We start from the raw sequence: 13648 nt of genomic DNA on the forward strand, positions 1-13648 counted from the left end.
GAGTCGCGTTTACGCGCCGAGATCGACTGTTCGCGACGAACTCGCGTGTTCCACCGGCATGTCTCGTCGCGAACACGCTATCTCAGCACGGAACGGGCGAGGTCCGGATGGTCGGCGAACACCGCGTCGACGCCGAGCCCAGCGATCTGCCGCCACTCCTCGCGCCACGCCCCGAAGCGTGCGGGGTCGGTGCCGCGCCGGTAGCGTTCGCTCAGGTAGCGGTTCTCGGGACGAAGAGTCCAGCAGTAGACCTGGAGGCCCGCGTCGCGGGCCTCCACGACCAGCGGGGCCGCGCAAGCGGTGCCGGCCGTGCCGCCGGAGCGGTCTGAAACGGTTGTGCCATCGCCGCTCGCGAGCAGCACCGACTTGTGCACGCTGATCGCATCCACCTGCCCGCGGAGCGCGTTCAATTCCGTCGGCCGCGCGGCCGCGTCCGGGCCCGCACCGTCGCCGCTCTCGTCCTCCTCGAACAACAGCACGAGCGGCCCGGGCACACCGCGCTCACGAACCTCGCGCAGCACATCGACATCGACGGTCTCCGTCGCCAGCTGATCACCTCGTGCCGACCAGCCGGCGTTCGCGACGTCTCTGGCATACAGTTCGGCGAGCGGAAGGCCGATCGACTCGAAGTATGCCGGGTGCTTCAACTCGGCCACGATCCCGTCGTGACCGCCGTGTTCCGCATTCAGCTCGTCGACGAGAGTGAAGAGCTGCGGAAGGCACAGCAGAGGGAACCGATCGTCGAAGACGGCGTTCTCTGGCCGAATTTCCGGCCGCCGCTCCCGCGCTCGCAGGGTGCACAACTCGTCCCACGTGAAGTCCTCGGTGAACCAGCCGCTCACGCGTGCCCCGTCAATGGTCTTCGTCGTGCGGCGCGTTTCGAACTCGGGATGCTGCGCAACATCCGTCGTGCCGGAAAGCTCGTTCTCGTGCCGGATCACGAGCACGCCGTCACGGGAGGCGACGAGGTCGGGTTCCACCGCATCCGCTCCGAGCGAGAACGCGAGACGATACGCCTGAGCGGTGTGCTCCGGCCGATAGCCGCTCGCGCCGCGATGGCCGATGATCCTCATTCCTTGATGGCCCCCGCGAGCATGCCACGAATGAAGTACCGCTGCAGGAACGCGTACAGGATGATGAGCGGCAACGCGACGATGGTCGCGGCGGCCGACAGCAGCGCATACTGCGTGACGAACTGGCTCTGGAAGAAGCTGAGGGCGAGAGGCGCTGTGCGGAACTGCTCGCTGGTGATCATGACGAGGGAGAGAAGGAAGTCGTTCCAGGTCCACATGAACGTCAGCATGACCATCGTGATGATCGCGGGGCGCGCGGTCGGCACCAGGATGCGCCACAGGAGCGTTGATTCGCGGGCGCCGTCGAGGCGTGCCGCCTCGATCAGCCCATTCGGTACGGCGGCGAAGAACGTTCGCATCCAGAACACGCCGAAGGCGACGCTCTGGGCGATCTGCGGCAGAATGAGCGCCGCGTACGTATCCGTCAGTTCGATGCCGCGCATCTCGTAGTAGAGCGGGATGATGTAGGTCTCGAGCGGCACGAAGAGGCCGATGATCAGAAGGTAGAAGAGCACCTGACTGCCCGCGAAACGCATGCGGGCGAAGGCGAACCCGGCGAGGATCGACAGCACCGATGCGATCGCAACCGTGGTCAGCGTCACGATGATGCTCGAGAGCATGTACTGCGAGAAGTGCCCCTGGTTCCACGCGGTGACGAAGTTCCCGAAGTCGAGGCGCGACGGAATCGTGAACGTCGCCGAAGCCTGATCGGTCGGGGTCAGCGCCGTGAGCACCACGCCGACGATCGGCGTCAGGGAGAGCAGCGCGAAGAAGCCCAGGATGACGTAGTTGAGGATTGCCTCGCGGCGCGTGATCATTGCTCGTCGTCCTTCGGGGCGATGCGGCGGATGAGGACGGTGAGGATCAGCACGAGGATGGTCAGGATGATGCCGATCGTCGTCGCCATCCCGACCTGTCCCTGATTGAACGCCAGGTTGTACACCTGGAAGGCGGGCACAGTCGTACTGGTTCCCGGGCCACCGCCCGTGGTGACGAACACGATGTCGAAGGTCTTGAGCGCCGCGATCACGGTGAGGGTGAGGGCGATGGAGATCGGCCCGCGCAGTCCCGGCAGGGTGACAGCGAAGAATTCGCGGATGGCGCCGGCACCGTCGGTGCGCGCCGCGTCGTACAGCTCGCCGGGGATCTGCGAGATTCCCGTGAGGAACAGGACCAGGCACAGCCCGATCTCCATCCAGGTGCCGATGAGCCCGACTGCCGGCAGTGCGGTGGCGAACTCGCCGAGCCACGTGTGGGTGAGCGCGCCGAGCCCGAGGCCGCGAAGGATGGTGTTGACGAGGCCGCCCGGCGCATAGATGGAGACCCAGATCACGCCGATGACGACTGCCGCGATCACCTGGGGAAGAAAGATGAGGGTCTGGAAGATGCCGATGCCGCGCATCCTCGCCCCTCGTTGCAGCACCGCCGCCAGGAACAGGGCGAGCACGCTCGGCAGCACGGCGAAGAAGAAAACGAGGATCGCTGAGTGCCAGAACGATTGCAGCAGGGTCGGGTCAGTGAGGGCTTTGGCGTAGTTGCCGAGGCCCGTCCAGGTCGCGACGCTCAGGCCGTCCCACTGGAAGAGAGAAATCCACACGGACTGACCGAGCGGGTACAGCACGAACGCGGCGACCACGGCGAACGCCGGTGCGATGTACAGGTAGGCGCGTGCCTGGGTGCGCCGAGGGCGGTGCCGCGCGCTCGCGGCACCGCCCTCGTGACTCTCACGCGCCACCGTCGGGGAGGCGTTGGCGGGTTTATGCGTCGTCATCGACAATCATTTGCCTCCGGAGAAGCCGGCGTAGTCCTTCTGCAGTGCTGAAGTGAAGGTGCTGACATCTTCCTGACCACCCATGAGAGACTGCACGTACTGCACGATCGTGTCATAGAAGGTGGGCGTCGACCAGTCGATGTATGGCACGAGCCCGTTCGCCTTCGTCAGATCCGACCACGTCTTCACCACGTCGGCCGTGAGGGTTCCCTCCTTGGGCGTGACATTGCCCGAGGGCACCGCCGGCAGCTGGCTGTTCTTCTGCAGCACGTCCATGCCCTTGCTGCTCGAGATGAAGTCGATGTAGGCGGCAGCCGCATCCTTCTGCTTGGAGCCGCTGGGGATCGCCCAGCCCATGCCGATGCCGCCCATGGCTACCAGCGGGTCGCCGTTCTTCTGCGGCAGAACCGTGAATCCGGCTCCGGTCTCGCCCGCGCCGGCCTCCTGAATGGCGTTCTGGTTCCAGACGCCGCCGAGGAAGTATGCGCTGCCACCCTGGCCGAACGTGGTCGCGGCGGAGTTGGAGTTGATGCCGTTGAACCCGGGCGTCACATAACCCTTGCTGGCCCAGTCCGCCAGCGTCTGCGCGGCCTGCGTTGCGGGCTGCGAGGTGAAGGAGCCGGAGCGGTGGAAGACGAGATCGGCGGCCTTCTGCTGACCGAGCGCCGGGATGAGGGGGATGCTCAGCAGGTGAATCGCCGGCGACTTGTCCTGATCGCCGAAGGAAATCGGAAGCATGCCGGCGTTCTTGATCTTCGGCAGCTGCGCCTCGAACTCGTCCATGCTCTTCGGAACCGAGAGGCCGAGCTTGTCGAGCACGCTCTTGTTGTAGAACACGCCGACCATCTCACCCGTGATGGAGACGCCGTACAGGTTGCCGCCGCCGATGGACGAGCCGTCCTTGCTCACCGAGTCGAGCGCGAGCTGGCTGGAGGGGAAACGCTTGGCCCAGCCGTACGCATCCTCGTAAGGGCCGAGGTCAGTGAGCAGGCCTGCCTTGACGTACGCGGCCATGTCGGCGTATCCCTGATTCGCCTGAATCACGTCGGGCGGGTTCTTGGAGCTCAGGGCGAGCTTCAGGGTGGTGCGAAGGTCGCTGCCGGAGCGCACGACGCGATCGATCTTGACGTTCGAGTACTTCTGGTGGAACTCCTTGTTGAGCTCGTCGAGCGAGTCGCTGATTCCGGGGGTCGTCTCCTGGTCCCAGACCGTCAGGGTCACCTTGCCGAGCGAGGAGACATCGGTCTGCACCTTTCCGGTCGACCCCTTGTCCGCCTGGTTCCCGCCGGAGCCCGGCGCGCAGCCCGCGAGCGCGAGCGCAGCTGCCGCCGCGACCGCCACGACGGGCATCCACCGCGTGTGTCGTCTCTTCATATCCCTAAGACCTTTCAAGAAGGGTGAGGCCTTGGCCACACCTCGTCGTGTGAGAGCAGGAGTGATTCAAGTGAACCTAGCGCAGAGCATACTTCATAATCTGGTCTATCTGGTATAGATTCTTCGCAACGCAGGATTTTGGGCACCATAATCCTCAAGGCCGCTACCTCGACGCGACCATATAGACCAGATGCAGTGAGTCTGAGCGCTCGCCGCCTTGCAGGAACGGATGGGCCATGGATGCTCCACACGTGTTCGCCGACGCCGATGCGCTGGGAGGCGCGGTGGCCGATGAGATCGTCAGCGGACTCGCCGCCGCCGTCCGCGACGGTCGCGACTACCTTCTCGGCGCACCGAGCGGGAGGACTCCGCGCAGCACGTACACGGCCCTCGCGGCGCGGATCGCAGCTCATCCGGATCTCGACCTGGGCAGGTTGAAGCTCGTCATGATGGACGATTACGTCGTCACGGATGATGAGGGGTCGCCGCGCCGGGTTTCCGCTCGGCTGCCCTATTCGTGCGAGCGATTCGCTCGAGACGAGATCCTCGCGGCCCTGAATGCAGCAGCGGAGCGGTCATCCATCCCCGAGAGCAACCTGTGGTTCCCCGATCCCGAAGACCCAGCGGCCTACGACGAGGCGATCGAGCAGAGCGGTGGGATCGACTTCTTCATTCTGGCGACCGGAGCAAGCGACGGTCATGTCGCCTTCAATCCTCCCGGCTCATCGCGAGACAGCAGAACGCGCGTCGTCACGCTCTCCCGCGAGACACGACGAGACAACATGCAGACCTTCCATCCCCACTTTGCTCGCCTTGAGGATGTGCCGAGGTTCGGCATCACGGTGGGGATCGACACGATATCCCGGTTCAGCCGTCGCGCCGTCATGCTCGCGGTGGGCGAGGGCAAGCGCCCGGCGGTCGCGCGACTGCTCGAGGCCGATGGCTATGACCCGACGTGGCCCGCCACCATCGTCTTCGAGTGCAAGGATTACGACATCTTCGTCGATGAGGCGGCGTACCCCGGCGCTGCTCGGGCGGGTGCGGGGAGCGTGATCAATGGCTGAAGGCGGCCTGGTGCTCGGCGTGGATGCGGGCAACACCAAGACCCACGCCCTGCTCGTCGAGCGCGACGGCAGCGTCGTGGCCTGGGGCAGTGCCGGCTCCGGCGACATCTACGCAGAGGCGGCACCAGGCGAGTCCGAACGACAGGTGAGGCTGGCTGTCGAGGCGGCCATCGGCGGCGCGGATCTCGAGGGCTCGGTCTCGCACGTCGCGTTCCGCCTCGCCGGTATCGACTGGCCAGAAGACGAACGGCACTGGCGGCGCGTGATCGAACACGACTGGCCGGGCCTGGCCAGCTTCTCGTTGCTCAACGACGGTTTCGCCGGCATCCGTCTCGGCTATCCCGAGGGCGTCGGGCTCGCCATCACCGCGGGCACGGGCGGAGCCTTCGCGGTGCGGTCGGCCGACGGCCGCGAGTTCTGCCTCGGCATGCGAGGCCCTCACCAGCTCGCGGCCAAGGGGCTCGGAATCGCCGGCTACCAGGCCGCTGCCCTCGCAGAGATGGGCGTGGCAGAGCCGACCGTGCTGGTCTCGGCATACACCGGTTTCTTCGGGGTGGCCACGATCGAGGAGATCGTGCACATGCTGACCGGCCGCGAACATCCGCCGGTCAATGCCACGCTCGCACGATGCGCCAGGCTCGTCACCGACGCCGCGACGGCGGGCGACGAGGTGGCGATGCGAATCGTCGGTGAACAGGCCGAGTTGCTCGCCCGATACGCGCGCGCCACGGCGGCCCGTGTCGGCGTCGAGGCGGGCGACCGCATGCCCATCGTGCTCGGCGGCTCGGTTCTGCGTGCACCGGGATCCCCGGTGGCAGGGCGGTTGCGGGAATTGCTCGCGAACGATTTCTGCGCGTCTCCCATCGTGACGAGCGATCTTCCCGAGGTCTGCGGAGCCGCCCTGGATGCCCTCGCCGAAGCCGGAGCTGACCCGGCGAGCGCTGCCGTCGCGATGCGGGCAACGCTGCCGGCGGCGCCCGTGGACCGAGACGTGTTCCGTGTCTGACGGATGCCGGTGGGCGCTTGCCGTGCGTTCAGGGCTGCCGAACCAGGTTGGCCTGGAACCGGTAGGCGTCGGCCCGGTAGCTCAGCGTTGCCCTCAGGATCGGGGCGCCGGAGGTGTCGAAGGTCAATTCTTCGGCGATCAGCGTCGGATCGCTCGGCTCCGACTGCAGGAGTGCGGCCAGCTGCACCCCCATGAGGGCGGCGTGCACGCTGTACGAGCTGCGCAGGATTTCTACACCGCACTCCTGCCGCAGGTACTCGTACAGCGAGCGGTTCTCGAGATCGGCGTGCTCGATGCCCGGCGCACGGGTCACTGCGATGACCGTGCGGTCGTGACACACGGGCACACCGTCGAGAAAGCGCACGCGCGTGAACTCCACGACGTTCGCATTCGTCGGCAGCTGAAGGGAGTTCGCCTCATCGAACTGCACCGGGCGCGTGCCGAAGCTGAGCATGTGCGACGTCACCGCGAGCCCTCGCGCGGCGGCCATCTCGCTGAAGCTCAGGAGAGTGTTGGGCGGCTCACCCACGACGTTCTGGCGCACGTACCAGCCACGCTTGTACGAGGGCACCACCCATCCCTCGGCGGCCAGATCGTTCAGGCTCTGCCGCAGGGTGACCCTGCTGATGCCGAGGGACGCCGCGAGGGCGCGTTCGCCCGGCAGCCGAGACCCCGGCTTGAACTCTCCGGCGCCGAGCCGGGCAAGCAGCTCACGGTACGCATTCGCGGCCGCAGGCGATCCACCGGAGCTCATGGAGTCAGATTACCGTCAGGCCGGTCGCTGCTGGCCTCAGTAACGGCGGGTGGAGGCACGAGCTGATGCCGACGATCGACCTGTTCCCGCCATCGACCCCGACGCAGCTGTTGCTGCTCGTTGTGTCGTTCGTGCTCTCCGCCATCATCGGCCTGGAGCGGCAGAGGCGCCTGAAGAGCGCGGGGCTGCGTACTCACACCCTGGTTGGCATCGGCGCGGCGATCTTCACGCTCGTCTCGACGTACGGATTCGCGCCCGTTCTCGGCTCCGAGGTCGTTCTCGATCCCTCGCGCATCGCGGCGCAGGTGGTTTCCGGCATCGGCTTTCTCGGCGCTGGCGTCATCTTCGTGCGGCAGAACGTGGTGAACGGGCTTACGACAGCGGCGTCGATCTGGGTCACGGCGGGTATCGGCATGGCCTGCGGCGCCGGCCTTCCCGTTCTCGCGGTCGGAGGCACGGCACTCTACGTGGTCACTGTGAGTGCGCTGACGCCGATCGGGCGAATGGTCAACGCTCGCGGTCGTGACGAGGTGTGCGTTCTGCGCTACAAGGATGGCAGGGGAGTGCTGCGCGCGGTGCTCATGAAGGCAAGCGAACTCGGCTTCGAGGTGGCGTTGACGCAGACGCGCATGCTCGAGGGAGCCGGCAAGAGCGACCGTATTGAAGCGAGGCTGAAGTTCACCGGCCGTGCGCCGCTCCGCGACCTCGTCGAGCAGCTCTCTGCCCTCAAGGGTGTCACGAGCGTGCGGCTCGCTCACTCGGACGACGACTGACCGTTGTCGGCGACGTCGAGATCGGCTGTTCGCGACGAGGCGCGGTGTTCCACCGCACCATCTCGTCGTGAACACCCGATCTCGACGGCGCCGCGACCTACTTGCGGCGCTTGCGCGGGGCCGGGGCCGTCGCAGGGGCAGGGGCCGGGGGCGCGGCCGACGCCGGCTGCAGCGGCTTGCGCGCGACCGGTCGCTTCGGGCGCACCGGCTCGCCGCGGCGATCCTGCCCGGGCAGGGGGCGTGAGCGGCGCCCGTAGATGAGCTCTGACGAGTCGAGCAGCCACGGCACAAGCGCCACGGTCACGCCGTGCACGAGCATGACCTGCCTCGCCACCCGCCTGGCGCGGTGGTTGTGCAGCAGAGACTCCCACCAGTGCCCCACGATGTACTGCGGCAGGTAGACGGTGACGACCTCGGCGCCGTGCTTCTCTCGGCGCTGCTTGATGTACTTGGCCAGCGGCACGCCCAGGTCGCGGTACGGAGACTCGATGAGCGTCAGCGGCACATGGATGTTCATCTCCTTCCACTGCTCCTGAAGCCGGCTGCTGCTCTCTTCGTCGATCTCGATGTTGACGGCCTCGATGCTGTCGTGCCGGGCGGCGATCGCGTAGTCGAGCGCCTTCAGGGCAGGCTTCTGCATCTTGCCGACAAGCACGATCGCGTGGTCGCCGCGGCTGCCGAACTTCGTCGTGGGATCGACCTCGACCTCCTTCTCGACGTCGCGGTAGTAGCGGTTGACCCCCAGCATGAGCGTGAACAGGATCGGCATCATGATGAACACGAGCCACGCGCCGTGCGTGAACTTGGTGATCGTCACGACGACGAGCACGCTGAAGGTGAGCATCGCGCCGAAGGCGTTGATACATAGGCTGCGGATGATGCCCACCCGGTCGCTCGCTCCACCCTTCAGCAGTCGCACCCAGTGCCGCACCATGCCGGACTGCCCGAGAGTGAACGAGACGAACACGCCGATGATGTAGAGCTGAATGAGGTTCGTCAGGTTCGCCCGGTAGATGACGAGAAGGATGATCGCGGCCAGCGCCAGCGCGATCACCCCGTTCGAGAACACCAGCCGGTCGCCGCGCGTCGACAGCGCCTTGGGCGCGTACGAGTCCTTCGCGAGAACCGAGCCGAGCAGGGGGAACCCGTTGAAGGCGGTATTGGCCGCGAGTAGCAGCACGATCGCGGTCGCCGCCTGCACGATGAAGAACAGAACCGTGTTGTCGCCGAACGTCGCCGACGCCAGCTGGGCGATGAGGCTGCGCTGCGGCTGGGTCGCGCATTGGGTCCAGCCGACCAGGTCGCACGGGTGCTCCGCGTAGTGCACCTGCGCGATCAGCGCCGTCGCCATCAGCCCGGCGAAGAGCGTGACGGCGATGCCACCCATGAGAAGCAGCGTGCGTCGGGCGTTCTTCACCTTGGGGGTGCGGAAGGCCGGCACGCCATTGGCGACGGCTTCGACGCCCGTGAGGGCGGAGCATCCGCTGGAAAAGGCGCGAAGCAGCAGCAGCACCATGGCTGCCTGCGTGAGCCCTTCCGAGTGCACGAGGTACTGCGCCGATTCGGCCACCGGCGCGTCCCCGAAAGCGGTGCGCACGAGCGCCGTACCGATCATGAACACGATGCTGCCGATGAAGACATAGGTCGGGATGGCGAATGCCTTGCTCGCCTCGCGCACCCCGCGCAGGTTGGCCCCGGCGATCAGCACCACGAAGCCGACGGCGAGCTCGACGCGGACGCCGCTGAGCACGGGCAGCGCCGAGATGATGTTGTCGACGCCGCTCGCCACCGACACGGCCACGGTCATGACGTAGTCGACGAGCAGCGCGGAGGCCACGATGAGCCCGGCCTTCTCGCCGAGGTTCTTGTGCGCGACCTCGTAGTCGCCGCCACCGGAGGGGTATGCCTTCACGAGCTGCCGGTACGAGGCGACCACGGTGAGCAGCAGCACGATGACCGCGACAGCGACCCACGGCGAGAGGGTGAGGAACGAGACGCCGCCGACCAGCAGGATCATCATGAGCTCCTGCGGCGCGTACGCCACAGACGAGAGCGCGTCGCTCGCGAAGATCGGCAGAGCAAGGTGCTTCGGCAGAAGCTGCCCCTCGAGCTTCTCGCTCGCGAGCGGTTCTCCGATCAGCCACCGTTTCGGCGACCGTACCTCTGTTGCGGGGTCCTTCCCCTCATTTGTCACGAGGGACGACACTACACCGCAACCGGTCGCCGTCAAATCCCCTCGAAGGAGGCATTCAGACAGCGGATGCGCGGCGCTCCGGCGCCGCCATCGGCGTCAGTGGCCGAGGCCGGCGATCGTGCCGAGCACGTCGGCGCGCACCTGCGCGAGCTGGTGCCGCAGCTGGGAGACGACCGAGGCGGGCAGCTCGGCCCGCGCGGCCTGCTCGCGCAGGTCGCTTCGCACCTGCTGACGGAACTCGTTCAGCAGCAGGTCGGCCTCGTGCAGCGCCAGGCGGGACGCGGTGCGGGGGTCGCCGCCTGCACGTGGGCCTGTCGTGGGGCCGGAGCCGGACTCAAAGCCCGCAGAGCCTGGCCGGTCTCCTCGCTTCGCGTCGCGCTTGGCGTCACGTGCTGCGGAGGCGAGCTCCGCCCGCAGGCTCTTCATGGCCTCGTTGACGCCGGCCCGCACCTCGTCGGCGAGGCGACGCACCGAATCGGTGACCTCGTCTTCGATGGCGTCGAGCTCGTCTTCGCGGTCTGCGAGTTCGGCTCTGCCGGCATCCGTTATCTCGTATACCGACTTGCGACCCGCTTTGGCCTTGGTGACCAGGCCCTCCTCTTCGAGCTTCGCGAGGCGCGGATAGATGGTGCCGGCGCTCGGGCTGTACGTGCCGCCGAAGCGCTCGCTCAGCGCTTGGATGAGCTCATAGCCGTGGCGGGGGGATTCGGCGAGCAGGCTGAGCAGGTAGAGGCGGAGGTTTCCGTGCGCGAAGACGGGGGTCACGCTCGCGCCTCGGAGCCGGCGCCGGCGGGTGCGGGCTGCGGAACGTTGATGACCGAGACACTGCCGGAGACCGAGTTGGCGCGAATGTCGACCCATGACCCGTTGAGGGAGCCGGTGGTGCCGGTGTAGCCCTTGCCGCGCATCGAGCCGAGGAGCACGCCGTCGAGCTGTAGCCGACCCGACACCGTGTTGAGCGTGTATCGGCAGCCGGCGCCGCCCGTGAGGCGCAGAGTCAGGTCGCCTGAGACGGTGTTGGTGGCGACCTCGCCAGGGGTGCCGGTGATGTCGAGGAACACGTTGCCCGAGATGCTGTCGACGTTCGCGCGGGTGATCGCGCCGCTGGCCGTCACGTCGCCAGACACCGTGTGCGCGCTGACGCGGCCGGTGTGGCCCTGCACCGAGATCTCGCCGCTGACCCCGTTGAGTTCGAGGTCGCCGGCGAGCCCGTCGACCACGAGTTCGCCCGAGACGGTGCTGAGGCGGGCGTCGCTGGCGAGGCCGGAGATGAGCGCGTTGGCCGTGACGACGCCGAACTTGAGGGCCACGTCGCGCGGCACCAGCACGCTGACGTCGGCGCGGGCGTAGCCTCGCCAGCTGCGGAACACGTCGACGAAGTTGTCCCAGCGCAGCTGCGGATGGTCGATCTCGAGGCTGTCGCCCTCGAGCGAGATCTTGAGGTCTTTGCCGGTCACGGAGTGCACCTCGATGCGGGCGCCGGGCTCGTCGTGGCCGATGATGTCGACCTGGCCGCCAATGAGGCCCACCTTGAGCCGGCGAACGAGATCGATGTCGATCACCTTCGTCTCGCCGGGCTGAACCAGCCATTTCTCCTGCGGCATGCTCTGTTCCTTCGGTTGGGGGCGGTTGCTCGGCTGCCCGTTTGGCGGTGTTGTCTGTGGCGGCAGGTCGCGATATATCTCGACCTGCCGAAAGACACGATATATCGCGTTCCGGTGAAACGCAAGCGGGCTTCGAGATGGTGTTGCGCGTTCGGCAGATGCGGGTTGAGGAGCCGCGAAGTGGCGTCTCGAAGCCCGCTGTTGGGTTTCGAGACAGTGCTGCGCACTTCCTCAACCCGCTGGTTTCGAGATGGTGTTGCGCGTTCGGCAGATGCGGGTTGATCAGGCGGCGATCCCGTTCAGCTCGGCGAGGGCGTCAGCGGGCAGCTCGAGCCCGGCGCCGGCGACGTTCTGCTCCAGGTGCGCCACCGATGACGTGCCCGGAATGAGCAGGATGTTCGGCGACCTCTGCAGCAGCCACGCCAACGCGACGGAGATCGGCGTCGCCCCGAGCCGCGCCGCCACCTGGTTCAGCGTCTGGGACTGCAGCGGCGTGAAGCCGCCGAGCGGGAAGTACGGCACGTACGCGATGCCCTGCTCTGCGAGCGCGTCGATGAGGTCATCGTCCTCGCGATTGGCGATGTTGTAGGAGTTCTGCACCGACACGATCGGCGCGATGGACTGCGCCTCGGCGACCTGCTCGGCGGTGACGTTGCTCACGCCGAGGTGCCTGATCAGGCCCTCCTGCTGCAGTTCGACCAGCGCCGTGAACGGCTCCTCGATCGAGCCGGGCTCTGCCCGGTCGATGCCGCCGACGCGCAGGTTGACGAGGTCGAGCGCGTCGAGACCGAGGCGGGTGAGGTTGTCGTGTACGGCCGCACGAAGTTGCTGCGGCGAACGGGCATGCGGCCATCCGCCCTCTGAATCGCGAAGCGAGCCGACCTTGGTGACGATGTGCAGCGATGCGCGGTACGGATGCAGCGCTTCGCGGATGATCTCGTTCGTGACGTACGGGCCGTAGAAGTCCGACGTGTCGATGTGCGTGATGCCGAGCTCGACGACGCGTCGCAGCACGGCGATGGCCGCGTCACGGTCGGCGGGCGGGCCGAACACGCCCGGCCCGGCGAGCTGCATTGCACCGTAGCCGATGCGTGTGACGGTGAGGTCGTCGGCGAGCGTGAGGGTGCCGCCGGCGAGAGTGTGGGATGTCGTGGTCGATGTCATGCCACCGACTCTGCCCGCACCCGCCGCCCTCAGCGAGAGCCCCCGCGTTCCTGGGGGCGGCAGGGCCAGTGACCGCCGCCGCGAGTGGGGCTAGCGTTGGTGACATGGCGGCAGCGATCGGAAGAGGCGGGGCGGGCACGAGTGCGCTCGGCGAGTACCTCACGGCACGACGCGCCCTCGTTCAGCCTCAGGATGTCGGGATCCGCGTGAACGGGATCCGTCGCGTCGCCGGCCTGCGTCGAGAAGAGGTGGCGATGCTTGCCGGCATCAGTTCCGACTACTACCTGCGTCTTGAGCAGGGGCGGGACCGGCATCCGTCGGTTCAGGTGCTCGACGCCCTCGCCCAGGTGCTGCAGCTCGACGCCCTCGCCACCCGCTATCTCATCAGCCTCGCGCAGGAGCAGCCGAGGACGGCGCCGAGGCGCTCGCGCGAAGTCGTGCCCACCGGCATCCGTCAACTGCTTGACGTGCTGCAGCAGCCTGCGTTCGTCGAGGGGCGCTACCTCGACGTGCTTGCGTCGAACTCGCTCGCGCTGGCGCTCTCGCCGAACTTCGCGGTGGGCGGCAACCGGCTGCGCGACTTCTTCCTCGACGAGCGCGAGAAGGCTCTCTACGTGGACTGGGATCACGCCGCCGCGGGGATCGTTGCCGGCTTTCGCGCGCTCGTCGGCGCCGACACGAGCGACCCGCGATTCGTGCAGCTCGTCGGCGAGCTCTCTCTGGCCAGCGAGCCCTTCCGGCGGCTGTGGGCGCGGCATGACGTTCAGCTTCGCGCGGGGGGAGCGACGCGGCTGCGGCATCCCGAAGTCGGCGATCTGACGCTGCGACGCGAGAAGCTCGGGATCGGTGGCACCGACGGCCTGCTGCTCGT

At 67.2% G+C, this 13648-nt stretch carries 12 protein-coding genes and 1 pseudogene; 4 read left to right on the forward strand and 9 right to left on the reverse strand.

Going from position 1 to position 13648, the window contains the following annotated elements; all coding sequences use genetic code 11:
* Window positions 1–77: 77 nt before the first annotated feature.
* From OSC27_RS11895 to OSC27_RS11910, 4 genes are read right to left on the reverse strand one after another with little or no spacing between them, the layout of a single operon-like run.
* Complete coding sequence (locus OSC27_RS11895; RefSeq protein WP_267181659.1) at window positions 78–1073, reverse strand: glycerophosphodiester phosphodiesterase family protein; 996 nt, start codon at window positions 1071–1073, stop codon at window positions 78–80.
* Window positions 1070–1891 (reverse strand): carbohydrate ABC transporter permease, encoded by an 822-nt coding sequence (locus tag OSC27_RS11900; protein WP_267181660.1) that lies wholly within the window; start codon window positions 1889–1891, stop codon window positions 1070–1072. The genes OSC27_RS11895 and OSC27_RS11900 overlap by 4 nt, the downstream gene beginning before the upstream one ends.
* Window positions 1888–2844, reverse strand: a complete 957-nt coding sequence (locus tag OSC27_RS11905) for a carbohydrate ABC transporter permease (RefSeq protein ID WP_267181661.1) — start codon at window positions 2842–2844, stop codon at window positions 1888–1890. Before OSC27_RS11905 ends, OSC27_RS11900 begins: the two co-directional genes overlap by 4 nt.
* 6 nt (window positions 2845–2850) lie before the next feature.
* Window positions 2851–4218: an extracellular solute-binding protein gene (locus tag OSC27_RS11910; protein WP_267181662.1), complete on the reverse strand. Its 1368-nt coding sequence runs from the start codon at window positions 4216–4218 to the stop codon at window positions 2851–2853.
* Window positions 4219–4454: 236 nt separating this feature from the next.
* On the opposite strand from OSC27_RS11910, the gene OSC27_RS11915 reads away from it, so the two are divergent.
* On the forward strand, window positions 4455–5282 hold the full coding sequence (locus OSC27_RS11915) for a 6-phosphogluconolactonase (protein WP_267181663.1): 828 nt from the start codon (window positions 4455–4457) through the stop codon (window positions 5280–5282).
* Window positions 5275–6288 (forward strand): N-acetylglucosamine kinase, encoded by a 1014-nt coding sequence (locus tag OSC27_RS11920; protein ID WP_267181664.1) that lies wholly within the window; start codon window positions 5275–5277, stop codon window positions 6286–6288. Before OSC27_RS11915 ends, OSC27_RS11920 begins: the two co-directional genes overlap by 8 nt.
* A gap of 28 nt (window positions 6289–6316) precedes the next feature.
* Here the strand turns inward: OSC27_RS11920 and OSC27_RS11925 are convergent, their stop codons facing one another.
* Window positions 6317–7042: a GntR family transcriptional regulator gene (locus OSC27_RS11925; RefSeq protein WP_267181665.1), complete on the reverse strand. Its 726-nt coding sequence runs from the start codon at window positions 7040–7042 to the stop codon at window positions 6317–6319.
* Window positions 7043–7107: 65 nt separating this feature from the next.
* Between OSC27_RS11925 and OSC27_RS11930 the strand changes: the two genes are divergently transcribed.
* Window positions 7108–7815, forward strand: a complete 708-nt coding sequence (locus OSC27_RS11930) for an MgtC/SapB family protein (protein WP_267181666.1) — start codon at window positions 7108–7110, stop codon at window positions 7813–7815.
* A 97-nt stretch (window positions 7816–7912) separates the two neighbouring features.
* Here the strand turns inward: OSC27_RS11930 and OSC27_RS11935 are convergent, their stop codons facing one another.
* The 4 genes from OSC27_RS11935 to OSC27_RS11950 form a co-directional block, all read right to left on the reverse strand.
* Window positions 7913–10009: an APC family permease gene (locus OSC27_RS11935; RefSeq protein WP_267181667.1), complete on the reverse strand. Its 2097-nt coding sequence runs from the start codon at window positions 10007–10009 to the stop codon at window positions 7913–7915.
* A gap of 96 nt (window positions 10010–10105) precedes the next feature.
* Window positions 10106–10774, reverse strand: coding sequence for a PadR family transcriptional regulator (locus OSC27_RS11940; RefSeq protein ID WP_267181668.1), 669 nt, complete (start codon window positions 10772–10774; stop codon window positions 10106–10108).
* Window positions 10771–11613 (reverse strand): DUF4097 family beta strand repeat-containing protein, encoded by an 843-nt coding sequence (locus tag OSC27_RS11945; RefSeq protein ID WP_267181669.1) that lies wholly within the window; start codon window positions 11611–11613, stop codon window positions 10771–10773. Before OSC27_RS11945 ends, OSC27_RS11940 begins: the two co-directional genes overlap by 4 nt.
* Window positions 11614–11895: 282 nt before the next feature.
* Window positions 11896–12777 (reverse strand): aldo/keto reductase family oxidoreductase, encoded by an 882-nt coding sequence (locus OSC27_RS11950; RefSeq protein WP_267181670.1) that lies wholly within the window; start codon window positions 12775–12777, stop codon window positions 11896–11898.
* A 104-nt stretch (window positions 12778–12881) separates the two neighbouring features.
* Between OSC27_RS11950 and OSC27_RS11955 the strand changes: the two are divergent.
* A pseudogene (locus OSC27_RS11955) lies at window positions 12882–13640 on the forward strand (helix-turn-helix domain-containing protein); the annotation flags it as partial.
* Window positions 13641–13648 lie beyond the last annotated feature (8 nt).

The sequence above is a fragment of the Microbacterium sp. STN6 genome (assembly GCF_026410545.1).
Classification (GTDB): domain Bacteria; phylum Actinomycetota; class Actinomycetes; order Actinomycetales; family Microbacteriaceae; genus Root112D2.

Excerpts from the sequence above, each read along its gene's own strand:
- OSC27_RS11895 (WP_267181659.1), bottom strand. The coding sequence starts at position 1,073 with ATGAGGATCATCGGCCATCGCGGCGCGAGCGGCTATCGGCCGGAGCAC.
- OSC27_RS11900 (WP_267181660.1), bottom strand. The coding sequence starts at position 1,891 with ATGATCACGCGCCGCGAGGCAATCCTCAACTACGTCATCCTGGGCTTC.
- OSC27_RS11905 (WP_267181661.1), bottom strand. The coding sequence starts at position 2,844 with ATGACGACGCATAAACCCGCCAACGCCTCCCCGACGGTGGCGCGTGAG.
- OSC27_RS11910 (WP_267181662.1), bottom strand. The coding sequence starts at position 4,218 with ATGAAGAGACGACACACGCGGTGGATGCCCGTCGTGGCGGTCGCGGCG.
- OSC27_RS11915 (WP_267181663.1), top strand. The coding sequence starts at position 4,455 with ATGGATGCTCCACACGTGTTCGCCGACGCCGATGCGCTGGGAGGCGCG.
- OSC27_RS11920 (WP_267181664.1), top strand. The coding sequence starts at position 5,275 with ATGGCTGAAGGCGGCCTGGTGCTCGGCGTGGATGCGGGCAACACCAAG.
- OSC27_RS11925 (WP_267181665.1), bottom strand. The coding sequence starts at position 7,042 with ATGAGCTCCGGTGGATCGCCTGCGGCCGCGAATGCGTACCGTGAGCTG.
- OSC27_RS11930 (WP_267181666.1), top strand. The coding sequence starts at position 7,108 with ATGCCGACGATCGACCTGTTCCCGCCATCGACCCCGACGCAGCTGTTG.
- OSC27_RS11945 (WP_267181669.1), bottom strand. The coding sequence starts at position 11,613 with ATGCCGCAGGAGAAATGGCTGGTTCAGCCCGGCGAGACGAAGGTGATC.
- OSC27_RS11950 (WP_267181670.1), bottom strand. The coding sequence starts at position 12,777 with ATGACATCGACCACGACATCCCACACTCTCGCCGGCGGCACCCTCACG.